The 22,349-nt window shown below is 54.0% G+C and carries 19 protein-coding genes; 10 read left to right on the top strand and 9 right to left on the bottom strand.

The features are described from left to right. Window positions 1–2: 2 nt before the first annotated feature. A complete protein-coding gene (locus tag ACP7IZ_RS07885) occupies window positions 3–2,375 on the bottom strand; it encodes a heavy metal translocating P-type ATPase (RefSeq protein ID WP_426848618.1) in 2,373 nt (790 codons plus the stop codon). A gap of 122 nt (window positions 2,376–2,497) precedes the next feature. Here ACP7IZ_RS07885 and ACP7IZ_RS07880 point away from each other — a divergent pair, with 122 nt between their 5' ends. Genes ACP7IZ_RS07880 through ACP7IZ_RS07870 form a run of 3 tightly spaced genes read left to right on the top strand, consistent with a single transcriptional unit; the run spans window position 2,498 to window position 5,714 of the window. Then, entirely contained in the window at window positions 2,498–2,932 is a 435-nt protein-coding gene (locus ACP7IZ_RS07880) for a hypothetical protein (protein ID WP_426848616.1), read from the top strand. A 44-nt stretch (window positions 2,933–2,976) separates the two neighbouring features. Beyond that, window positions 2,977–4,722, top strand: a complete 1,746-nt coding sequence (locus ACP7IZ_RS07875) for a copper resistance system multicopper oxidase (RefSeq protein ID WP_426848614.1) — start codon at window positions 2,977–2,979, stop codon at window positions 4,720–4,722. Further along, a complete protein-coding gene (locus ACP7IZ_RS07870; RefSeq protein ID WP_426848613.1) occupies window positions 4,719–5,714 on the top strand; it encodes a copper resistance protein B in 996 nt (331 codons plus the stop codon). The genes ACP7IZ_RS07875 and ACP7IZ_RS07870 overlap by 4 nt, the downstream gene beginning before the upstream one ends. A gap of 83 nt (window positions 5,715–5,797) precedes the next feature. Here ACP7IZ_RS07870 and ilvC read toward each other — a convergent pair whose 3' ends face one another. The 4 genes from ilvC to miaA all read right to left on the bottom strand — a co-directional run bounded on the left by ilvC (window position 5,798) and on the right by miaA (window position 10,337). Further along, window positions 5,798–6,817 carry a ketol-acid reductoisomerase gene (gene ilvC / locus ACP7IZ_RS07865; RefSeq protein WP_035351970.1) on the bottom strand — a complete coding sequence of 340 codons (1,020 nt, stop codon included), beginning with the start codon at window positions 6,815–6,817 and terminating at the stop codon, window positions 5,798–5,800. A gap of 59 nt (window positions 6,818–6,876) precedes the next feature. Then, window positions 6,877–7,395 (bottom strand): acetolactate synthase small subunit, encoded by a 519-nt coding sequence (gene ilvN / locus ACP7IZ_RS07860; protein WP_003628530.1) that lies wholly within the window; start codon window positions 7,393–7,395, stop codon window positions 6,877–6,879. Window positions 7,396–7,458: 63 nt separating this feature from the next. Then, the gene (gene ilvB / locus ACP7IZ_RS07855; protein ID WP_426848612.1) at window positions 7,459–9,309 is read right to left on the bottom strand and encodes a biosynthetic-type acetolactate synthase large subunit; all 1,851 of its coding nucleotides are present in this window, start codon (window positions 9,307–9,309) and stop codon (window positions 7,459–7,461) included. 14 nt (window positions 9,310–9,323) lie between these two features. After that, window positions 9,324–10,337, bottom strand: a complete 1,014-nt coding sequence (gene miaA, locus ACP7IZ_RS07850) for a tRNA (adenosine(37)-N6)-dimethylallyltransferase MiaA (RefSeq protein WP_426848611.1) — start codon at window positions 10,335–10,337, stop codon at window positions 9,324–9,326. Between the two features lie 30 nt (window positions 10,338–10,367). On the opposite strand from miaA, the gene serB reads away from it, so the two are divergent. Both serB and ACP7IZ_RS07840 read left to right on the top strand, forming a co-directional pair. Further along, window positions 10,368–11,258, top strand: coding sequence for a phosphoserine phosphatase SerB (serB, locus tag ACP7IZ_RS07845; RefSeq protein WP_426848609.1), 891 nt, complete (start codon window positions 10,368–10,370; stop codon window positions 11,256–11,258). Between the two features lie 36 nt (window positions 11,259–11,294). Further along, window positions 11,295–11,489 (top strand): hypothetical protein, encoded by a 195-nt coding sequence (locus ACP7IZ_RS07840; RefSeq protein ID WP_006117453.1) that lies wholly within the window; start codon window positions 11,295–11,297, stop codon window positions 11,487–11,489. 25 nt (window positions 11,490–11,514) lie between these two features. Here the strand turns inward: ACP7IZ_RS07840 and ACP7IZ_RS07835 are convergent, their stop codons facing one another. Next, a complete protein-coding gene (locus tag ACP7IZ_RS07835; RefSeq protein WP_089179355.1) occupies window positions 11,515–12,546 on the bottom strand; it encodes a mitochondrial fission ELM1 family protein in 1,032 nt (343 codons plus the stop codon). A 129-nt stretch (window positions 12,547–12,675) separates the two neighbouring features. Between ACP7IZ_RS07835 and ACP7IZ_RS07830 the strand changes: the two genes are divergently transcribed. Continuing rightward, on the top strand, window positions 12,676–13,878 hold the full coding sequence (locus ACP7IZ_RS07830) for a DEAD/DEAH box helicase (protein WP_426848608.1): 1,203 nt from the start codon (window positions 12,676–12,678) through the stop codon (window positions 13,876–13,878). On the opposite strand, the gene ACP7IZ_RS07825 is transcribed toward ACP7IZ_RS07830, so the two are convergent. Beyond that, a complete protein-coding gene (locus ACP7IZ_RS07825) occupies window positions 13,829–14,938 on the bottom strand; it encodes a glycosyltransferase (protein WP_426848607.1) in 1,110 nt (369 codons plus the stop codon). The genes ACP7IZ_RS07830 and ACP7IZ_RS07825 overlap by 50 nt on opposite strands. A gap of 15 nt (window positions 14,939–14,953) precedes the next feature. Further along, window positions 14,954–16,162: a glycosyltransferase family 4 protein gene (locus ACP7IZ_RS07820; RefSeq protein ID WP_426848606.1), complete on the bottom strand. Its 1,209-nt coding sequence runs from the start codon at window positions 16,160–16,162 to the stop codon at window positions 14,954–14,956. A 164-nt stretch (window positions 16,163–16,326) separates the two neighbouring features. Here ACP7IZ_RS07820 and ACP7IZ_RS07815 point away from each other — a divergent pair, with 164 nt between their 5' ends. Next, complete coding sequence (locus ACP7IZ_RS07815) at window positions 16,327–17,385, top strand: peptidase M14 (protein WP_426848605.1); 1,059 nt, start codon at window positions 16,327–16,329, stop codon at window positions 17,383–17,385. 39 nt (window positions 17,386–17,424) lie between these two features. On the opposite strand, the gene glyA is transcribed toward ACP7IZ_RS07815, so the two are convergent. Then, a complete protein-coding gene (gene glyA, locus ACP7IZ_RS07810; protein ID WP_006117459.1) occupies window positions 17,425–18,717 on the bottom strand; it encodes a serine hydroxymethyltransferase in 1,293 nt (430 codons plus the stop codon). Window positions 18,718–18,897: 180 nt separating this feature from the next. On the opposite strand from glyA, the gene ACP7IZ_RS07805 reads away from it, so the two are divergent. The 3 genes from ACP7IZ_RS07805 to ACP7IZ_RS07795 all read left to right on the top strand — a co-directional run bounded on the left by ACP7IZ_RS07805 (window position 18,898) and on the right by ACP7IZ_RS07795 (window position 22,348). Next, entirely contained in the window at window positions 18,898–20,379 is a 1,482-nt protein-coding gene (locus ACP7IZ_RS07805) for an amino acid permease (protein WP_426848604.1), read from the top strand. Window positions 20,380–20,495: 116 nt separating this feature from the next. Further along, the gene (hemB, locus tag ACP7IZ_RS07800; RefSeq protein ID WP_006117461.1) at window positions 20,496–21,500 is read left to right on the top strand and encodes a porphobilinogen synthase; all 1,005 of its coding nucleotides are present in this window, start codon (window positions 20,496–20,498) and stop codon (window positions 21,498–21,500) included. Between the two features lie 74 nt (window positions 21,501–21,574). Beyond that, window positions 21,575–22,348: an arginyltransferase gene (locus ACP7IZ_RS07795; protein WP_426848603.1), complete on the top strand. Its 774-nt coding sequence runs from the start codon at window positions 21,575–21,577 to the stop codon at window positions 22,346–22,348. Window position 22,349: the final 1 nt, after the last annotated feature.

Raw genomic sequence — 22,349 nt, 5'->3', positions numbered from 1 at the left:
TATCAGGATTTGGGCTTCCACCGGTTTAGCAACAAAGAATTGCTGACAACTGAAACAGAACTCATGGCCATAGCAGCCCCTGCCAGCACTGGGTCCAACTTACCAAGTGCGGCGAGTGGCAAACCAAGAATGTTGTAGATAAAGGCAAAAAACAGGTTCTGCCATATTTTGGAAACCGTGGCGCGAGAGAAGGAAAGCGCATCCACCAAGGCCATCAGGTTGCTGCGCATCAGCACAACATCAGCCGTTTCCAGCGCAATATCTGCTCCAGCCCCTATGGCAAACCCAACATCGGCTGAGGCAAGGGCTGGGGCATCATTTATACCATCGCCCACCATGCCAACGCACTTACCCTGCTCTTTCAACTTACGAATTTCAGCTGCTTTGCCATCTGGTAGCACACCGGCAATAACTGTTTTTATACCCACCTGCTGGGCCACAGCCTGCGCAACACGGGCGTTATCCCCCGTTAGCATAACCACATCCAGCCCCTGCTGCTGCAAGGCTGCTACAGCTTCATGCGCTTCTGGTCGGATCTGATCTGCCAGCGCAAACCACGCCAGAACCGTTTGCCCCTGCGCCACCCCCACAACCGTACGCCCCTGCTGCTGCCAGCTTTGGGTGAATTCATGATCTACCGTACAGCCAAGAGTGCTGAGATACGTAGGAGAACCCAACGCAGTAGATTGCCCCTGAAACTCTGCGGTAACACCTTGCCCCGGCACCGCCTGAAAGCCAGATATCTCTGCCGCTGTTACATCCTGCGCACGTGCATAATTAACAACCGCACGCGCCAATGGATGTTCGGATTGGCTTTCCAGCGCATATGCCAGAGCCAGCGCATTTTGTGCAGAAGCAGGCGCTATAACCTGTACATCCACAACTGCGGGCTGCCCTTGGGTTAAAGTACCTGTTTTGTCCACCACAAGCGTTGTGAGCTTACGTGTCTGCTCCAGTGCATCTGCATTACGGAACAAGATACCCGCACGCGCGCCCAGCCCTGTACCCACCATAATGGCGGTAGGTGTTGCCAACCCCAGAGAACATGGGCAGGCAATCACCAACACGGAAATAGCGTTAACAAGGCTTTGGTCCCACACACCTGTCAACAACCAGCCTGTTGCAAATGTCAGCACAGCCAACGCCAGCACAACCGGCACAAAAACAGATGCCACCTTATCTGCCAGCCGCTGCACACTGGCTTTACTGCCCTGTGCCTGCTCCACCATATGCACAATGCCTGCCAGAACGGTCTGGCTGCCAATTCCGGTTACTTTGGCCCGCAGCGCGCCAGTCTGGTTTAATGTGCCTGCAAACACGTTGGCTCCGACCTGCTTGGTAACAGGCACGCTCTCACCCGTCAGCATGGCTTCGTTCACATCCGATGCGCCAGAAAGCACCACGCCATCTACGGGAATACTCTCACCCGGACGCACCAAAAACACATTGCCAATTTGCAGTTGTTCTACGGGTTCATCCGTTATCTGCGCAGCACGTTCAACATGCGCCGTTTTGGGTTGGAGCCGTAGCAGACTTTCCATCCCAGCCCCTGCGCGCGCCTTGGCCCGTGCTTCCAGCAGACGCCCCAGCAAAACCAGTGTAATAACCAGCGCGCTGGCCTCAAAATAAACAGGCTGGTCAAGCCCAAACAGCACCACAACCGCGCTGAAGCCATAGGCAATGCTGGTGCCCAAAACCACCAGCACATCCATAGTGGCCGCACCACTGCGCAACGCATGCCATGCGCCTGCATAAAAGGAACGGCCACACCAAAACTGAACTATAGTGGCCAGACCAAGCTGCACCCATAGCGGCAACATAACCGCATGGTGTGCGCCTACCATCATGCCCACCATTTCCAGCAAAAACGGCAGGCTTAAAACCGCTGCCAGCACAAAACCCGTAAGCGCTGTGCGCCATTCCTTCTGCCGCTGATGCTTGGCTTCTTCTGCTGTTTTCTGCTGGAAAACGCTTGCGCCATATCCGGCTTTTTCCACCGCTGCTATCAGCGTTTGCACGGTTACAATACCGGGAACAAAGGTCACATGCGCACGCTCGGTAGCCAGATTAACATTTGCATGTACGGATGGCAGGGCGTTCAGCACTTTTTCCACCCGCCCGGCACAGCCTGCACAAGAAAGCCCGGTAAGAGCCAGATCTACGCTGGATGTCTGTGCCCCAAACCCGGCTTTGGCTACGGCACCTAACACATCTGTTACGCTGCTTGCACCGCCCCCCAGATCAACCTGTGCTTTGGCCGTTGCAAAATTGACAGAGGCTTGCACGCCCTCCAACCTGTTCAGCACTTTTTCCAGCCGGGCAGCGCATGCAGCGCAGGACATCCCTTCTACCGGGAAACTGATTGTCTGGCTCATTCACCCTACTCCGCCTGTAGCTGCACACCTGCGTATCGCACCAAAAACCAACTTTGATACGACTTCCTGCGTTGCAGGACATTTTCTTGCTCTCATATACACATTGCAGATATGGTGGCGAGATGATGGATCGCATCCTACCTTTCAGAAAAATTCTGAGCGGCCTGCTTTTTGTAGCAGTGCTGGTAGGTTTGCATGCACTTCTGCCGGGCAAGGTGTTTGCATCTACTCATGCAATGGGTGGGGAGCCTGCAAGTATGCAGTCCGCCGAATGCCATTCTCATGATTCCATGAACATGCCGATGGAACATTCGGCAGTAGCACCACCGGCAGCCCATGCGGCGCATTGTGCCTTGCAAAACCATGCACACCATCATCAACAGCATTGTTGCCAGACAGACTGCTTTGCATCTGGGCTTTCTGCGCTTCCACCTTATACGCCTGTGCATGAAGCCGCATGGCAAATACCTGCGCATCGGTTACGCAGGAATGTTCTGTTTCTGCCAGATTATGCTGCCGCACCTCTGCTAAGACCACCCAAACTGCATAACGCCTGATTTTTCGTACGTTTTAATCAGTCGGTCTGCGCGTTCTTACATGCGTGCAGCATGATGCAGAATGGACAATACCCATGCATATTCCTCCTGCCTTGAAAGGGAGAAATGTGTCTCGTCGGCAGTTTATAACTGGCGGCAGCGCATTGGCGGCCATGTATGCTTTTCGGCCACCTCAACAGGCTTTTGCTTCTTCCCACACATCCGGGATTGTACCCCCGCACGCCAGCAACACTTTCGATCTGACCATCGGTTGGGCAAACGTAAATATTCTGGATAAGCCGCAGCGCGTACCCACCATGAATGGCGGTGTGCCCGGCCCTATCCTGCGATGGCGTGAAGGCGATGATTTACGCCTGAACATTCATAATACGTTGGATGAAACAACCTCCATCCACTGGCATGGCATCCGCTGCCCAGCCCATATGGATGGGGTGCCCGGGCTAAGCTTTGCAGGCATTGAACCCAGCGCGCACTTTACCTATCGCTTTCCTGTCAAACAAAGCGGCACATACTGGTACCACAGCCACTCCAACATGCAGGAAGCCATGGGACTGTACGGGGCCATTGTGATTGACCCCAAGGAACCAGACCCCAACAGTTATGACCGGGATTACGTTATCCTGCTTTCAGACTGGTCTGATGTGGCGCCCCACACCATCATCAACAAGCTGAAGTTTCAGGACGACTACTATAACTTCCGCCAGCGCACGGCTGCCTCGTTCTTTCATGACGCCAAGAAATCTGGCGTCTGGCCCACACTAAAAGACCGTATGCAATGGGCAGGCATGAATATGTCCGCTACGGATATTTCAGACGTCAGCGGCATTATTTACACCTATTTGATGAATGGCTGCACGCCTGCTGCCAATTGGACCGGTATTTTCAAACCCGGTGAACGCATCAGGCTACGGTTTATCAACGCCTCCGCCATGACCTTTTACGATATCCGCATTCCCGGCTTACAGATGGATGTCATTCAGGCAGATGGAAATAATGTTGAACCCGTGCGGGTAGATGAATTCCGCATTGGTGTGGCGGAAACGTATGATTGCATTGTGCAGCCACAAGGCAACCAAGCCTACACCATTTTTGCCCAAAGTGAGGACAGAACAGGATACGCCCGCGGTACCCTTGCCCCCCGTTCCGGCATGAGTGCGCCCATTCCCCCCATGGATGAACGCCCCGTACGCACCATGGTAGATATGGGTATGGCCATGCATGGGGGCCACGATATGGGTGACATGGATATGCACGACATGCCCATGCATCCGGTAGCAAAAACACATGAGCCACCTTTGAATGTAGAAAACCAAAACCGTGCCGCCATGCCCATCAACCGGCTGGCAGACCCCGGTGATGGCTTACAAAACAACGGCCGACGGGTTCTGGCATACGCAGACCTACGCGCCCCCCACCCAGCCACAGATCAACGCCCACCATCGCGCGAGATCACGCTGCATCTTACCGGCAATATGGAGCGTTATATCTGGGGATTTGATGGTAAAAAATTCTCGGAAGCTGAGCCCATTCCGCTGCGTTTGGGCGAACGGGTACGCTTTACCCTGATCAATGACACCATGATGGAACACCCCATCCATTTGCATGGCCTATGGAGTGAACTGGAAAACGGGAACGGCCTGTACAACCCCGTAAAACACACCATTATTGTGCAACCGGGCGGGCGGCTTAGTTACTTGGTGTCTGCCGATACACCGGGTTTATGGGCTTTTCACTGCCATCTGCTTTACCACATGGATCTAGGCATGTTCCGCACGGTGGTGGTGTCATGAAAACATGTTTTTACCGCCAGATTTTGTGTCGTTGGCTCCTGTTGGGCATGCCCGCTCTGCTTATGGCATTTACGGTTATTCCGCAGGCTAAAGCAGCTTCCATGCACCATGCAGGTATGGAAGGCATGGATGATATGGATATGGGCGACATGGACATGCCAGCCCAAAAGCCTGAGCATCCGCAAAGCTCAACACCCGCGCATCATTCTACGCAAAGCGTAGCACCCCACAAAAGCGACAAATCGGGCACCTCCGCCTATCCGCCCGTAACGCCCAGCGCACAATGGCCAGCCACACCGCCACCTGTGCCCAAAGTGCATTACGTGCAGCATATCCACCCGGTTATGGACCACAACACGTATTTCCATGCGCTGCTGGAACAGTTCGAGGGTAGATATACTCCGGGCAACAGCCTGTTCCGGTATTCTGGCCAAGCGTGGTTTGGCACAGATTACAACAAGTTCTGGGTGAAGTCCGAAGGCTTACTAGATGGCCACCATCGTTTTTCAGACGGTGATCATGAGTTTTTCTATGACCGCGCCATCTCCACTTATTTTGATGTGCAGGCAGGTATCCGGTTAGATGTAGATAGCGGCCCTACCCGCGCATGGGGGGCCGTAGGTGTGCAAGGGCTGGCACTTTACTTTTTTGATGTATCTGCCACGGCGTATTTCAACAACACAGGAGTGGCAGGCAAACTGGAAGGTTCTTATGACTTCCTGATAACCAACCGCCTGATCTTACAGCCACAAGCCGAGCTGAACTTTTATTCTCATACAGACCCGGAGCGTGGTGTCAGCCGGGGTTTTTCTGACATAGATGCAGGTTTACGCCTGCGCTACGAGTTCAAACGCCAGATTGCGCCATATATTGCCGTTACCTATGCCGGGCATTATGGCAACACCGCCAGCGTAGCCAGAAACAACACCCGCATGGCGGAAAATGGGCCAGAGGATTTACGTTTTACCTTTGGTATCCGCTCATGGTTTTAACAGCAAGATAGCCCCAAAACAGAAAAAGCCCTGCCACACATAAGGTGGCAGGGCTTTTTGCTAAGGCTAACGCGAGAACCGAATTAGTTCTTGGTTTTGTCAACCAGACGGGATTTTGCAATCCACGGCATCATGCCACGCAGTTTTTCACCAACGGCTTCAATCTGGTGCGCATCGTTACGAGCACGTGTGGCTTTGAAGAACACGTTGCCAGACTGGTTTTCCAGCACGAAGTTACGCACGAACGTACCGTTCTGGATGTCTGTCAGAATACCCTTCATGGCTTTTTTGGTTTCTGGCGTAATCACACGCGGGCCAGACACGTATTCACCATACTCAGCAGTGTTGGAGATGGAGTAGTTCATGTTGGCAATGCCGCCTTCGTAGATCAGGTCCACGATCAGCTTCATTTCGTGCAGGCATTCAAAGTATGCCATTTCCGGTGCGTAACCACCTTCAACCAGCGTTTCAAAGCCAGCGCGGATCAGTTCAACCAGACCGCCGCACAGAACTGCCTGTTCACCAAACAGATCGGTTTCAACTTCTTCCTTGAAGGACGTTTCGATCGTGCCTGCACGGCCACCACCGATAGCGGAAGCATAGGACAGAGCAATGTCCAGAGCCTTGCCAGACTTATCCTGCGCAATAGCAACCAGGCAGGGCACGCCGCCGCCACGCTGATATTCGGAACGCACGGTGTGGCCAGGGCCTTTAGGTGCAATCAGGAACACGTCCAGATCGGGGCGTGCTTCAATCAGACGGAAGTGGATGGACAGACCATGAGCAAATGCCAGAGCAGCACCCTGCTTCAGGTTCTTTTCCAGAGATTCTTTGTACAGAGCACCCTGGCCTTCATCCGGCGTCAGCACCATAACAACATCTGCCCATGCAGCAGCTTTGTCTGGGGTCATCACGGTGAAGCCAGCAGCCTTGGCTTTTTCAACTGCTGAGGAGCTTTCGCGCAGGCCGATCACGACGTCTTTTACGCCGCTGTCCTTCAGGTTGTTTGCGTGGGCATGGCCCTGGCTACCATAACCAATAATGGCAACCTTTTTGGATTTAATCAGATTCACATCGGCGTCACGGTCGTAATACACGCGCATTGCCATGGTTTTTGCTCCTTTTAGCAAGCCGGAATAGCTTTTCCGGCTTTTCTCATACTTCAGATGCTCTGAATTGTCTGCGGTCCGCGGCAAATGGAGGCCACGCCTGTGCGTGAAACCTCAGCCAGCCCAAGCGGACGCATCAGCTCGATAAAACTGTCCAGCTTTTCTGTGGAGCCAGTCAGTTCAAACACAAAAGAACTTGCCGTGGTGTCCACTGCCCGTGCACGAAATGCCTGCGCAATCCGCAGGGCTTCCGTACGTGGCTCGCCAGAGGAAACCACTTTCACCAGCGCCATTTCCCGCGCTACATATGGGCCTTCTGCCGTAAGGTCCACAACGCGGGATACGGGCACCACACGCGCAATTTGGGCACGTATCTGGCGAATGGCGGAGGGTGTGCCAGTTGTCACCACATTCACGCGGGATGTGGTCTGGTTTTCATCAACCGGGGCAACTGTCAGGCTCTGGATGTTGTATCCGCGGCCAGAAAACAGCTCCACAATACGGGCCAGCGCACCGCTTTCGTTGTCCACCAGAAGAGAGATAACGGCAGAACCTGAAATTTCCTGCTGCATTGTCAGTGTATCCTGAAATCAGACTGGAAGAAGAAAGAAACTCTTGGGGAACCCCAACCAGTCTCAGACCAGCATCTGCCCTTCCTTGGTGATCTTGGCTCCGCTTTCTTCCTGCTCTGGCCCCAAAATCATTTCATTATGGGCAGCGCCAGAGGGAATCATGGGGAAGCAGTTTTCGCCTTCCGCCACGCAGATATCCACAATCACCGGCCCATCATGCGCAAGTGCCTGCCGGATGGTATCATCCAACTGACTAAGCTGCGTGACACGCAGGCCCGTGCCATGAAAGCTTTCTGCCAGCTTTACAAAATCTGGCAGCGCATCGCTGTAGCTTTCAGAATAGCGAGAGCCATGCAGCAACTCCTGCCACTGGCGCACCATGCCCATGTAATGGTTGTTGATGATGAAGATTTTTACCGGCAGACGATACTGCGCAATGGTGCCCAGCTCCTGAATATTCATCAGGGTAGAAGCCTCACCGGCAATATCCATTACCAATGCATCCGGGTGTGCAATCTGCGCGCCAACGGCTGCGGGCAAGCCATAACCCATAGTGCCAAGGCCACCAGATGTTAGCCAACGGTTGGGATGATCGAACTGGAAGAACTGCGCAGCCCACATCTGATGCTGCCCAACTTCGGTTGAAACATAGGTATCGCGCCCGGTTTCACGCGCCAGTTCGTAAATACGGCGGATCGCCTGTTGGGGCTTGATAACCGCATCCGGAGCCTGATCCTGCGTAAAGCGCAAGCAATCCAGCGCACGCCATGCATCAATCCGGTTCCACCATTCAGCCAGTTCTTTCTGATGCGTGAAGGCGGGTTCTTTTTCCCATTCCTCAATCATCATGGCAATGGTTTCACCCACGTCACCAATAATGGCTTCATCTACGTGGATGATCTTGTTGATCTGTGCCGGATCAATATCCGCATGGATTTTGAAGGATGTGGGAGAAAACGCATCCACACGCCCGGTCACGCGGTCATCAAACCGGCTGCCCAGCGCAATCAACACATCGCAATCATGCGTAGCCAGATTGGCTTCGTAAGTGCCGTGCATTCCCAACATACCCAGAAACTGGGAATCGGTACCCGGATAAGCCCCAAGGCCCATTAGCGTAGAGGTGATGGGAAAGCCCGTCATCTTCACCAGTTTGCGCAGGGCTTCACTAGCTTGCGGGCCAGAATTGATAATGCCGCCACCCGTATAAAACAGAGGACGCTTGGCATTTTTCATGGCCTTTACGGCGCGGGCCACAGCATCTTTATCCGGCTTGGCCTGCGTTCTTTCCGTACGTGGTGCAATTTCCTTTGCATCCATGTATGGCGCATCGCCCACAGTAATGTTTTTGGGCAGATCGATCAGCACCGGGCCGGGGCGGCCAGAACGTGCAATGGCAAAAGCCTCATGCACCGTTGGCGCCAGATCTTCGGGCTTGCGCACCAGATAATTGTATTTGGTAACAGGCCGCGTAATACCGGTGGTGTCTGCTTCCTGAAAAGCATCATTCCCGATCAGGCTTGTGGGCACCTGGCCAGACAGACACACCAGCGGGATAGAATCCATCATGGCATCCAGCAAGCCGGTAACGGCATTTGTAGCCCCCGGACCACTGGTAACCAGTACAACACCCACCTTGCCGGTAGAGCGTGCATAGGCTTCCGCCGCATGAACAGCCGCCTGCTCGTGCCTTACCAGCACGTGGCGAATCTGGTTTTGCTTAAACAGGGCATCATAAATAGGCAGGACCGCCCCGCCCGGGTACCCGAAAATAACTTCCACACCCTGCTCAGCCAGCGCGCGCATAAGGACTTCTGCACCAGAAAGGGCTGGTGTGTTCCGTGCGTCTGATGGTGCCGAAGCAGTTTTGAGTGTCATGTCATCCTCTCTTCCCGGAAATGGGACAGGCGGCATCTTTAGGCCTCGAATCAGGTAGCGTCAATCCCACGGAGAACGAAAGATACAATTTCTTCGTATTTTCTTTCCGAAAATTGCGCAAAATCAGAAAAAGATGCATCAACTGTGCATTCCAAGCCCTTTTTTGCCAAACTGTGGTGCGCAAACCACGTTGCCTGCCGCTTTGTGTAACGCCCTGTAGCCTGCACAGCCCGTTGCGTAGCTTCTTGCTCGGTTATTTCTCCACGCAGCATGGCAGAAAGTTCTGGCACACCGTGCGCACGCATGGCTGGCAGGCTGGTATCCAACTTTCGGGCCAGTAATGCCTGCACCTCTGCCACGGCACCATTGCGCAACATGTTCTCAAACCTTGCAGCAATGCGCGCCCGCAGTTCCGCACGCTCCGGATTAAGGCGAACAGCTACAAACCGGCAGGCAGCAGGCGGCAAGCCCGGCTGTTTGTGCCACCATGTCAGCCCGTGCCCAGTGCCACGCCACACCTCCCATGCGCGCGAAACACGCTGGGAATCCACAGGCCGCAAGCGGCAGGCTGTTTCAGGGTCCACTTCCATCAGGCGGGCATGCAAGGCTGGAGCCCCATACTGCGCCACACTTTGGCGAGCCTCCTGCCGCGCTTCCTCCCCTGTATCTGGGATAATGGCCAAGCCATGTGTCAGGGCATGCAAGTACATCCCTGTGCCGCCACATAAAATGGGCAAACGGTTTTGCGCCCATGCCTGCTGCATGCAGGCCAGAGCTTGCTCTCGCCACCATGCCACACTGCCTTTTTCTTCCGCTGGCAGCACACCGTAAAGCCGGTGTGGCACAAGCTGCTCATCTTCTGCACTGGGGCGAGCCGTTAAAATATGGAGGTCCTTATAAACCTGCATAGAATCGGCATTAATAATCTCGCCGTTCAATCTGCGGGCCAATGCCAGCGCCAGAGCGGATTTGCCAGAGCATGTTGGCCCGGCCACAATAAGTGCTGCGGGCAGATTGGCGGAAGGCTCCGCAAGTCTGCCCATATGGTGTTCTGCTTGCCTCATGCCTGCATTCCTGCCACACACCCCTTTGCCATGACGAGCCTTGTTCTGACCCTTGTTGCCCAGCGTGAGGCAACACCCCTTGATACCGCCACCATTGCACTGGTGCGCGACATTCTGGCCACCACTGCAGAAGCCACTGTGCTTTCAGCAGGGGAAGCAGTTGATATTCCTTGCGCGGAAAGTGCAGCCAGCAAGCTGCCAGCCGTGCGGGAAGCGCTGAATACCCTGCCCGTAGATACGGTGCTGACCCATACAGCCACGCGCCGCAAAAAGCTGCTGGTTTCCGATATGGACAGCACCATTGTGGCCAATGAAACATTGGATGACGTGGCAGCCCATGCCGGTATTGGTGAAAAAATAGCCGCCATTACCGCACGCTCCATGAATGGTGAGCTGGATTTTGCAGCCTCCCTGCGTGAACGTGTGGCCCTGCTGAAGGGGCTCCCCGCCTCATTGCTGGAAAAAGCTTGGAAGGACGTCAAACTCAACTCCGGCGCGCGTGAACTGGTGCAAACCATGCACGCACACGGCGCTTACACGGCACTGGTTTCTGGCGGCTTTACCTTTTTTACCTCTAAGGTTGCCGCCCTGTGCGGGTTTGATGAAAACCACGCCAACACGTTGCTTTTTGATGCAGAAGATTGCCTGACAGGCGCAACCGGCCAACCTGTTCTGGGGCCAGATACAAAACTGAGCCTACTGGAAAAGCTAACAGCCACCCATCACCTGCCCGCAGAAGCCACGCTGGCTATTGGCGATGGTGCGAATGATCTGCCCATGTTGCGCAAGGCCGGGCTTGGTGTGGCATTTTACGCCAAACCTGTTGTGCGCAAGGAAATTACAGCCCAGATCAACCATACATCCCTGCGCACGGTTCTGTTTGCGCAAGGGTATCCTGCTTCTGCATTTATCAGGGACTAATCAGTACATTTGGCATGACGGCATAAGGAAAAGATTATGCAGTTTGATCCGCGTGATATTTCAACTTACCCCATCGTCCGTGCAATCTGCGTGATTGTTGGGTGTGGGCTGATGGTTTACTGCTTTGTCTTTTACCTGAACTTGCCGCCAGACACGCCAGAGCACGTTATGCGCCATGTGGCCGCGCTTATTGTGGGCACACTTATTCTACTTGGATCTATCTGGATCTAGAACACAGCACACAATAACGGCTTGGTTAAAAACCAAGCCGTTTGTGCAGTTCCCTGATAATATAAGGTGTATCATCCAGCGGTAGCGCCAACCACGGGGCAGGAAGGCGCGTTTCTGTTTCTTCGAGCACATGCACCCGCCCGGCAAGTTCCAGTTCTTCTATAAAATCGGTAATCCGACGAGAACGCCCCGGCAAAGGGTAGATTGTTACTGGCGCACACCCGGCAACAGCCTCTGATATCATTGATACACTATCAATCGTGACAATCAGGTTATCTGCGCAGGCAATCAGGCCTTCATAGGGATTTTCCCCCTCCCCATTCCAAACATGGCCACCCGCGCCTTCTACAATGGTTTTCAGCACCTTCATGGCTGCCGGGCTTGTGCGCCGAGAAGGCGTAACAACCAAACTGCCCCCCTCCGCCTTAAGGGTTTCTACCAGAACCTGGCCAAGACGATGGGCTTCTGCCTCTCCAAAATGGAAGCGACCATTTGAGCCCCCAACCAAGGCTGCAATAAGAGGGCGTGGCAGTTCTGCAAACTGTGGCTGCCATTTTGCACGCGCCTGTTCCAACGCTTCTGGCGTAAGGCCGTGCAGCGCTGTGCGCCCCAGCAAAACATTGGGGCCTGCAATATCATCATGCCGACAGGCAATAACCAGATCAAACCGTGACAGATTTTTGCGCGGGTTTTGAATTTGCACCACAGGCCGGTGTGAGCCGCGCAAACCAGCGCCAACTTCTCCACCCTTACCGCCAACACTCACCACAACAGAGGATTGCGCAAACGCAGGATTTTCTTCCAGTTCCGCCCCATCGCTGCCGCGCAAAAAAGGCTTACCAATCCAGCGCGGCCCACGCAGCATAACACGGGCCAGCTTACTGGGGCATATCGGATGGAAAGTGCCATTCCACCCTGCACGTGCCACAAGCCCCAAAGCCTGTGACCGCATGCCAGCAAAATCTTCCCCCACCACAAAGGCAGCAACGCCCGCCTGCGTTCCGCAAGACGACATATTTGAACCCTCTGGGGTTCCGGCGTAATCTGCACGCGCCATGATGCGTTATTCCTCTGTTGCGCAAGGGAGAGTGCTGAAAAGCGCTCCCGTGTCTTTCTCTCCTTGCCGCTGGAACGGAAAGCGTGCAAGGCGTGTTTGCGCATTCCAGATAAGGAGAAAGGCAACACAATGTCCGGCAGTTTCCATGATCTGGGCCTAGATCCAGCATTATGCGCACATGCGCAGCAGGCGGGCATGGCTGCCCCTACTCCAGTGCAACAGGCTGCTATTCCTGCCATTCTGGATGGCAGAGATGTATTGGTGCGCGCCCCCACGGGCACAGGCAAAACGGCTGCCTATGCTTTGCCGCTTAGCCAGAAGCTGCTGAAATCTCGCAAGCCACGCTTTGTGCTGGTGCTTGTGCCCACGCGTGAACTGGTTTTGCAGGTAGAAAAGGTTTTTCGCACCTGTTTGGGAGAAAGCAAAAAAGGCCAGAAGCAAACCGCGGTTACCCTTGTGCCGTTGTTTGGCGGATCTGATCGGGCTGAGCAGGAGCATTTTCTTGCGCAAGCAACTGGCCGACGCATTCTGATTGCAACACCCGGCCGCCTGCTGGATTTTGTTTCCAACCGGATTTGCGATCTTTCAGAATGCGGGTATCTGGTTCTGGATGAAGGCGACCGCCTGTTCTCTCCCGAATTTCAGGAAGATACAGAAACGCTGCTCTCCTATCTGCCATCCATGCGGCAGACGTTGGTGCTTTCCGCTACCCAACCCGAAAGTCTTAAAAGCACGCTTTTGAGCCTGCTGCACAAGCCGGTTGAAATCAGCATTGAACAAGCCCCCCAAAAGCGCGGGCCCATTCGTCAGGCCGCATTGTTTTTAGATCCCTCTCAGAAGCCGGGCTTTATCAAAGAATTTTTTAGCCGTGCGCCTAAAATGCGCAGCATTATTTTTGTACGCACAAAGGCAGAAGCAGATCAGCTCGCCGCTATTCTTAAAAAAGCACGCCTTGCTGCGGCTCCTTTACATGGGGATATTGCGCAGGATAAACGCACCAGCACAGTTGCCAGCTTTGAATCCGGGCGGCTCTTTATTCTTGTTGCCACAGATGTTGCTGCACGTGGGCTGGATGTGCCTTCTGTAAAACAGGTTATCAATTACGATGTGCCAGATCAGCCAGAAACCTATCTGCACCGTATTGGCCGCACAGGGCGTGGCGGAGAAAAAGGGTCTGCTCTTACGTTATGCACAATGGATGATCGTAAAAGCCTGCGGCAGATTGAGGTTGGCGCACAGGTGAAATTACGGATTATCAGCGCCGAACAAGCTTTGCCTGTGGCTAAGCCTCCTCAACCTGCTTCACGCCGTTCAAAATCTGTTCGGCCATAATCTGCCATGCCTGCTCTGCCTTTTGCTTACCTTGTGCGTTTGGGGTGGCGGCAGGCTTATCTTTTATAAATTCCGTAAGCGTTGCCGCAATGCTTTGGGCTTCTGGCTTGCAGAACACCACATTAGGTTGTTCTGCAAACTGTTCTACCAGACCACTAACATCTGTTGAAATCACCCAACGTCCGGCGGCAAGGGCTGCGGCACCTACACCACTTTGTGTTGCCTCTCTATACGGCAGCACCAGCGCGTCTGCCCATGCCAGAAGCTGGCTGACTTTTGTTTCCGGCACCCATCTATTTTCAATCTGCACATTGGGTAAAGATGCCAACTGCTCCAGCTCCACACTATGTGGCCCTTTACCTGCAACACGGCAGATATAATGGGCTTGTGCATTCATGGCTGTAAGAGCTTGCGCCAGCAGATCCAAACCTTTGTAAGACAGCAATCTACCAAAAAAGAGCAGCCGAACAGGCCCTTTATGCGCAAAAGGCGCACTTTGCTGCCCCTGCGGCGCAACAAATGCAAACGGTGGATGAAAAGCCACCAGCGCACGCCGCCCACGCATACACCATTGCCGTTCAAGCTGGGCAGCCACATGCCGACTTAATGTAACCGGAACATCAGCAAACCAAATAAGCAGACGCTGCAAAAACATCTGCCCAACAAAACCATCTCCGGGATGTGCTGCCGCATCATGCACCAGCACTACAACGGGCACGCCAGCTTTACGCAAAGCTGCAACCATAATCAGATCAAGCGGCCCCGGCATAGCACATATGGCAACATCAGGCCGAACAGTGCGTAACATGCGGCCCAATGCGTGCAGCATATGCGGAGCTTGCAACAAACGCATGAAAAAGCTGGAAAGGCTTTTATATGTACGCACTGGTACATCGTTATGCAGATCAGGCTCAGCCTGCAGCACTTCCGCCCCACAGGAAAGAGAAAGAACAGCAGACGTATTGGGTAACGTGTTCAGGGCTTTGGCAAGTTCCGCAGCAATGCGCGGGCCCGCCCCTTTGCGCCCCCACTGCCAGATAAATACCCGTATGCCACTCAAACCACTTTTCCTAATCTACTTCTGCAACGCAGCTACGGCGTTCAGTAAAGGGGTGGGGCCAAAAGCCCGCAATGCTGCCTTACCAGCAGCCTGCCCAAGTTGGCGGCGCTTATTGGCATCATTTGCAAGAGTTTGTAATGCTTCCACCGCACACCCAATATCTGCCTCTGCCCACACAGCTTGAGGCACCTGATACACGCCCCGCGTATCTGTAGCTGTTACAAGTTTGTAAGAAATTGGCCAACCACAGTCTGATGTCAGAAATTCTGCTGTGGCAGACCAATCTGTGGCTATAACAGGACGTTCCAGCAGCATGGCTTCTGCGGGCACCAGCCCAAACCCTTCGCTCCGGTGCAGGGAAAGCACAATATCAGCTTGCTGTGTCATGGCGTACACATCTGGCATTGGCAGCATACGGTTTTCAAAACGGATATTCTGTGCGCCGCCCGCAGCGTCCTTCAGGCGTTGCATATCTGCTGCATAATGATCCGCGCCAGATATTTTCATGACCAACAGGCGGTCTTTTCTGTCTCCAAATGCCTGCCGAAATGCCGCTATAGCGGCCAAAGGGTTCTTACGTTCAAAGCTGGACGCAAGGCTAAAGGAAACCAGCACCACCACAGCATCCTTGGGCCACCCAAAAGCCTGACGGTCTAGTTTAGAAGGCTGCGGGGGCACACACGCCAATGGGTACGGCACAACCTTGACCCGGCCGGGCATAAGAGGTTCCAGCGCCCGTGCGCTAAAGCGCGAGGGAGTCCAGATTTCATGCACGCACGGTACACCTGCATGCCATTCTGGGGAGACAACCGGCAGTTCCCACACCCAATAACCTACAATGCGCCGCCCGAGCACATGTTTGCGGCCCAAACGCAAAAGGGCTGTTGGCGTTTGTGGCGCATTTACATGCAGCACCAAAGCCGCTTTTGGATCTGCAAAAACAGAATCCAGCCCTGCCTTCCCCTGCGATTGCAGCAGGCCTGCTTCTATACCTTCTGCCTTTACCCCTTGAGAAAGAAGACCACGCAGAAGCAATCTGGCCCCTTCACCCAAGCCAGAACCCCGGCCAAGCTCTCCTCCAATAATCACGTTTGCATCAGCAACAGGCGTGGGGCTAACCGCTTTAGGGGCGAGCAAAGCAGTGGCCTTGGCCAATAAACGCCGCCTCTGGGCTACAGGAAACAGACGCCACAAGTGATGGAGAGGATGAAGAGAAGATGTCACTCGTACTGTCCGTCACCTGAAAATAAGAAGAAAGTTGAGACAAAGCAGGGATTGCAGCCCCGCACAACCCACCGCATACTTTTGCCCATGCGGTGCTGTTCCTTTTTTCATTCCCCCATACACGCCGAAATACCTTCTCCCACTAGATATCTGGAGAGCGGGTTATGAGTTGTGCATCCAAGCGGCATGTGCGGCCCGATAGCGCATTTCGTTTTCGGGCTGTTTCTGCCTTGCTGCCGCCTTCTCCCCCCGCCTTGCCTGCTGTGTGTATTGAATATCCACCGCCAGACATCAGCCCGTGGATTGCGGGAAACTGCGGTATTCAAGGTGTGCATCATTTTGAAAGCCGCCGCCCCGGCCCCCATGTGGCTGTTACAGCCCTTATGCATGGCAACGAATACGCTGGGGCCTATGCCCTGCAACAGCTTCTTATGCTGCCATTACGCCCGTTACATGGGCGATTAAGCCTGATTTTTCTTAATCTGGCTGCTTATAAAACCTTTAACCCCGCACGCCCCACCTTATCCCGCTTTGTAGAAGAAGATATGAACCGGTTATGGCAGCCGGAGTTAATTGCCTCGGCGCACACATCTGTAGAAATGCAACGCGTACGCGAAGTGCTGCCTGTGCTGGAAACGGTAGATATTCTTTTAGATATCCACACCATGCTCTGGCCAGCACAACCCCTTTTCCTGTGCAGCATGGCGGAAAACAGCCGAGACCTTGCCTACTGCGTATCTGGCGCGCAATCCAACCCACCTGCCGTTGTTCAGGATGGTGGGCATGAGGATGGATTAAGGCTGATTGATTATACCCGCTTTAATACGCCACATTCATATACGCGCGCTTGCCTATTGGAAGCGGGGCAACACTGGCAAAAAGATGCCGCACAGCAAGCGTTGCTCAGCACGCGCCTGTTTCTGGCACAAACCGGCACTCTCCCTTCCGCTCCAACATTCGCATCACCTTCAGAACCTGTACGGCAAGCTGTGGTGACAGACTGCGTACGGGCGCTGACATCTCGCTTTGTTTTTGTGCAGCCGTTTGTAAGTGGCAGCGTTATCCGAAAGGCGGGCACTGTTATTGCTTTTGATGGGCAAGATGAAATTCGCACGCCCTATAATAACTGCATCTTGGTTATGCCCAATTTGCGCCCACGCCGGGGGCATACAGCCGTAAGGCTTGCCAAGCGCCTTAATAACAAAACGGACATGCAAGCCTAAGCCTACATGCCCGTTCTGATACCCTAAAAGGCGAAGTTATTATGCGCGGCTATAGATAGGAAATTTAGCGCACAGAGCCTTAACGCGTTCATGCACAGCGTTTTCAACTTCGCTGTTCCCCTCACCGCCAGAAGCGGCCAGAGCTGTCAGAACTTCGTCAATCATTTCACCAATCTGGCGGAACTCTTCTTCACGGAAACCGCGAGCCGTTGCCGCCGGGCTGCCCAAACGCACACCGGAAGTGATGGCGGGCTTTTCCGGATCAAACGGAATGGCGTTTTTGTTGGCTGTAATACCAGCGCGTTCCAGAGCCTGTTCCGCAGCTTTGCCTGTTACCTTTTTGGGGCGCAGATCAACCAGAAGCAGGTGTGAATCCGTGCCACCTGTTACGATATCAAACCCACGTTCCACCAGAACTTCGGCCAGAACGGCTGCGTTTTTCTGCACCGCTTTCTGGTATTCCTTAAATTCCGGACGGAGGGCTTCACCAAACGCCACGGCCTTACCGGCAATAACATGCATCAGCGGGCCGCCCTGCAAACCAGGGAACACAGCAGAGTTGATCTTTTTAGCCAATGCTTCGTCATTGGTCAGGATCAGGCCGCCACGTGGGCCACGCAGGGTTTTATGCGTGGTGGAGGTTACAATATGCGCGTATTCCAGCGGGTTCGGATACAGGCCAGCAGCCACCAAACCAGCAAAATGCGCCATATCCACCATAAGAAGTGCACCAACTTCATCCGCAATGCGGCGGAAGCGGGCAAAATCAATAATACGCGGATATGCAGAGCCACCAGCCACAATGATGGATGGTTTATGCTCACGCGCCAGCCGTTCCATTTCCTCGTAATCCAGCATGCCGTCCTGCTGACGCACGCCGTACTGCACGGAATTAAACCATTTGCCGGAATAGTTGGGGGCTGCACCGTGGGTAAGATGGCCACCAGCAGCAAGGCTCATGCCCAGCACCGTGTCACCCGGTTTGCCCATAGCCATAAAGGCCGCCTGGTTGGCGTTGGCGCCAGAATGCGGCTGCACGTTGGCAAATGCGGCACCAAACAGGGTTTTCACGCGGTCGATGGCAAGGTTTTCAACCTTATCCACTTCCACACAGCCACCGTAATAGCGGCGGCCGGGATAACCTTCTGCATATTTGTTGGTTAGCACGCTGCCCTGAGCCTGAAGCACAGCTTCAGACGCCATGTTCTCACTGGCTATCAGTTCAATGCCTTCCTGCTGACGCTTCAGCTCGCCTTCAATGGCGGCTGCAACATCCGGATCAGTCTGGGCTAGAGACGCATGGAAAAAGCGATCCAGATCCGTGTGGCTCATTCAGGTGTTCCCTCAAAATCAGACAATATGTTCACCAGCATATTTGCCGGGCGGCAGGCGGTGTCCGTTTGTTACGTTAGAAACACATCTTGCCAGGATGTGCTGCTGGCCTGTTTATAGAAAAAAGACCGTTGGAGGCTTCTTACCGCTTTCCGTGCGGCCCGGACAGGAGAAAAATATATGGAGCAGAAGTCTGCCCCCTCTGTAACATCGGCATTTACGCGATGTTTGCCGCTAGACAAGCTACAGGCAGCACCGGGGCTTAAGCGTGTTCTGGGGCCGGGAAGCCTTGTGGCATTGGGTGTTGGCGCCACAATTGGGGCTGGACTATTTTCTCTTACCGGCATTGCCGCTTCTGAAAATGCCGGACCTGCTGTGGTTCTTTCCTTTTTTATTGCGGCCATTGCCTGTGGCTTTGCTGGGCTCTGCTACAGCGAACTGGCCAGCATGATCCCCATTGCGGGAAGTGCCTATACCTATGCGTATGTCACGCTAGGCGAAATGATGGCATGGATTATTGGTTGGGATCTGGTGCTGGAATATGCCGTGGGCGCGGCCACTGTTGCGGTTAGTTGGTCTCGGTATGTGGTGTCATTATTGGATTCGTGGGGGATCGTGCTGCCCCCACGGCTTACGGCTTCCCCCTTTGAAACCGTGCAGATGCCCGATGGCAGCATGGTTTCGGGGCTAATGAACTTGCCCGCAGTTTTTATTACCTGCCTGGTTTCATGGATCCTTATTCGCGGGATCTCGCAATCCGCTATGGTGAACGCCGTTGTGGTGGTCATCAAACTATTGGTGATTACGGCGTTTATTGGCTTTGGCATCCACTACATCAACCCGGCCAATTATCATCCCTTTATCCCACAAAATACGGGCACCTTTGGGCAGTATGGCTGGTCTGGCATCATGCGCGCTGCGGGCACCATCTTTTTTGCCTATGTGGGGTTTGATGCCGTTTCCACCACAGCGCAGGAAACCAAAAACCCGGCGCGTGATATGCCCATTGGTATTTTGGGCAGCTTGCTCATTTGCGCGTTGGCTTATGTTTGCTTCTCTTTTGTGATGACCGGTCTGGTCAATTACAAAGACATGCTGGGAGATGCCGCCCCGGTAGCCACAGCCATTAACCGCACGCCCTATACATGGCTGCAACTTGCTATCAAAATTGGCATTATTTGCGGGTTTACATCCGTGCTCATGGGTATGCTTTTAGGCCAGAGCCGCGTGTTTTTTGCCATGTCCCGCGATGGTCTGCTGCCCCCCATGTTCAGCGCCACACATCCAAAATATCAGACACCTTGGATGTCCAACGTCTTTTTCATGATTATCATCTGCCTGCTGAGCGCGTTTTTGCCCATTTCTGAGCTGGGGCACATGACATCCATCGGCACGCTTCTGGCTTTTATTCTGGTATGCGCTGGCGTGATGATCCTACGCCGCAAGGCACCTGATCATCCACGTGCTTTTCGGGTTCCCGGCGGAGACATTATTCCCATTCTGGGTATTCTCTCCTGCGGCACGGTCATGGTCTCGCTGGATGGACTGACATGGATACGGCTGGTCGTATGGCTGGCCATCGGGATGGTGATTTACCTGACCTATGGCCGTTACCATAGCGCATTAGCGCGACCCAGCATTCCGCCAGACAGGGTTGCATAAAGCGCACAGGCGCGCATACTTCTGGGCAGCATTCACCCGTCTGTCCCGCCCGCCGTGGTTGGGGTTCTTTTAAGTACCCCGCCACGCCCGCAGGCAGCAGCAAGGAGATCCTGCCCATGATGGCTGGCCGTTTTCCTCTGGCTCGCCCCCGGCGCAACCGGATTGATGATTTCACGCGCCGCTTGGTTGCTGAAAATACGTTGGGCATCAACAACCTCATCTGGCCTATCTTTTTTATGGAAGGCACCAACACGGTTACCGAGGTGTCCTCCATGCCCGGCGTACACCGTGTAACGCTGGATAAGCTGGCCGCACATGTTGAGCCCGCTGCAAAGCTGGGCATTCCGGCTTTGGCCCTTTTCCCCATTACGCCCACAGAAGCGCGGGATGAAAAAGGCACGGAAGCCACAAACCCGGATAACCTGATGTGCCGGGCCGCCCGCCTGCTTAAAAAAGAATTTCCAAACGTCGGGCTGATTGGTGACGTAGCACTGGACCCCTACACCAGCCACGGCCACGATGGCCTGATTGAAAATGGCTACGTGGTGAATGATCCATCCGTAACCATTCTTTCCCAGCAAGCCGTAAATCAGGCTGCTGCCGGTGTAGACATTATTGCCCCATCAGACATGATGGATGGCCGGATTGAGGCTATTCGGCGTGATCTGGATGGCAACGGGCTGATTAACACCCGGATTATGTCCTACGCAGCTAAATACGCCAGCGCATTTTACGGCCCGTTCCGTGATGCCCTGGGGTCTGGCGGTATGCTGAAAGGTGATAAAAAAACCTATCAGATGGACCCTGCCAACAGCGATGAAGCCCTGCGTGAAGTAGAAATGGACATTGCTGAAGGCGCAGATATGGTGATGGTCAAACCCGGCCTGCCGTATCTGGATATTATCCGCCGTGTGAAAGATGAATTCCACGTACCCACCTTTGCCTATCAGGTATCTGGTGAATATGCGATGCTGATGGCTGCCATCCGCAATGGCTGGCTAGACCATGAACGTGCCGTTATGGAAAGCCTTCTGGCCTTCCGCCGCGCGGGTGCCAATGGCATTTTAACGTATTTTGCTATTGAAGCCGCAGAACGTATCCGGGCATCTTTCGGCCAATAAGTTGCCAGTCAATATCACGGCATATGGGCCAGAGTTTTCTGGCCCATAATTTTGTTGCGGGATAATTTCTCCCCATGACGTCATCGCAAGACAGGCCGCATTTTTTCTACACCGCACCCCCCGGTGCCTGTCCGTATCTGCCCAATCGTATTGAGCGTAAAATACTGGTGGATCTTGCAACTCCGGATGCCAACTTCCTGCACAGCCGCCTTTCCCATGCCGGTTTCAGGCGGAGCCATACCTTGGCTTACGCACCTATTTGCGATGGTTGCTCTGCCTGCATCCCTATTCGTTTGCCTGTCAGAAACCTGACGCCTCATCGCACACAAAAACGCGCAGTCCGGCGGAATGCTGATCTTATTCGCAGCCTCCTGCCCCCTACCGCTACAGACGAACAATACACGCTCTTCCGCAGGTATCTGGACAGCCGCCATTCCGATGGTGAAATGGCGGGCATGTCCATGCATGATTACCGGATTATGGTGGAAGAAACGCCTGTAGATACGCGACTTGTCGAATTTCGTGCGCCAGATGCCACCTTAATGGCCGCCAGCTTGATTGATGTTCTGGAAGATGGGCTTTCTGCTGTTTACAGCTTTTATGAGCCTGATTGCCCTCAACGTTCTCTCGGTAGTTTTGCCATTCTTTCCTTGGCAGAATTAGCCATGCAGATGGAATTACCATACCTGTATCTGGGGTATTGGGTGCCGGGCAGCCCTAAAATGGCTTACAAAGAACGCTTTCAGCCCGCAGAAATTTTGCGCAATGGCACATGGCAGAAGTTGGACCTAAACTCCCCCCCCCAAACAGAAAGGGCCCATCCGTTTCCGGAAGGCCCTCTGTTCTAAG

The sequence above is a fragment of the Acetobacter sp. AAB5 genome, assembly GCF_050106715.1.
Taxonomy (GTDB): Bacteria; Pseudomonadota; Alphaproteobacteria; order Acetobacterales; family Acetobacteraceae; genus Acetobacter; species Acetobacter oryzifermentans.
The sequence above is the reverse complement of the archived record's forward strand: the minus strand, read 5'-3'. Positions and strand labels throughout refer to the sequence as shown.

Coding starts and splice junctions, on each gene's coding strand:
- ACP7IZ_RS07885 (WP_426848618.1), bottom strand. CDS start 2,375: ATGAGCCAGACAATCAGTTTCCCGGTAGAAGGGATGTCCTGCGCTGCA.
- ACP7IZ_RS07840 (WP_006117453.1), top strand. CDS start 11,295: ATGCAGTTTGATCCGCGTGATATTTCAACTTACCCCATCGTCCGTGCA.
- ilvN (WP_003628530.1), bottom strand. CDS start 7,395: ATGCAGCAGGAAATTTCAGGTTCTGCCGTTATCTCTCTTCTGGTGGAC.
- ACP7IZ_RS07870 (WP_426848613.1), top strand. CDS start 4,719: ATGAAAACATGTTTTTACCGCCAGATTTTGTGTCGTTGGCTCCTGTTG.
- hemB (WP_006117461.1), top strand. CDS start 20,496: ATGATGGCTGGCCGTTTTCCTCTGGCTCGCCCCCGGCGCAACCGGATT.
- ilvC (WP_035351970.1), bottom strand. CDS start 6,817: ATGCGCGTGTATTACGACCGTGACGCCGATGTGAATCTGATTAAATCC.
- ACP7IZ_RS07880 (WP_426848616.1), top strand. CDS start 2,498: ATGATGGATCGCATCCTACCTTTCAGAAAAATTCTGAGCGGCCTGCTT.
- ilvB (WP_426848612.1), bottom strand. CDS start 9,309: ATGCCGCCTGTCCCATTTCCGGGAAGAGAGGATGACATGACACTCAAA.
- ACP7IZ_RS07795 (WP_426848603.1), top strand. CDS start 21,575: ATGACGTCATCGCAAGACAGGCCGCATTTTTTCTACACCGCACCCCCC.
- serB (WP_426848609.1), top strand. CDS start 10,368: ATGACGAGCCTTGTTCTGACCCTTGTTGCCCAGCGTGAGGCAACACCC.
- glyA (WP_006117459.1), bottom strand. CDS start 18,717: ATGAGCCACACGGATCTGGATCGCTTTTTCCATGCGTCTCTAGCCCAG.
- miaA (WP_426848611.1), bottom strand. CDS start 10,337: ATGAGGCAAGCAGAACACCATATGGGCAGACTTGCGGAGCCTTCCGCC.
- ACP7IZ_RS07835 (WP_089179355.1), bottom strand. CDS start 12,546: ATGGCGCGTGCAGATTACGCCGGAACCCCAGAGGGTTCAAATATGTCG.
- ACP7IZ_RS07815 (WP_426848605.1), top strand. CDS start 16,327: ATGAGTTGTGCATCCAAGCGGCATGTGCGGCCCGATAGCGCATTTCGT.
- ACP7IZ_RS07830 (WP_426848608.1), top strand. CDS start 12,676: ATGTCCGGCAGTTTCCATGATCTGGGCCTAGATCCAGCATTATGCGCA.
- ACP7IZ_RS07805 (WP_426848604.1), top strand. CDS start 18,898: ATGGAGCAGAAGTCTGCCCCCTCTGTAACATCGGCATTTACGCGATGT.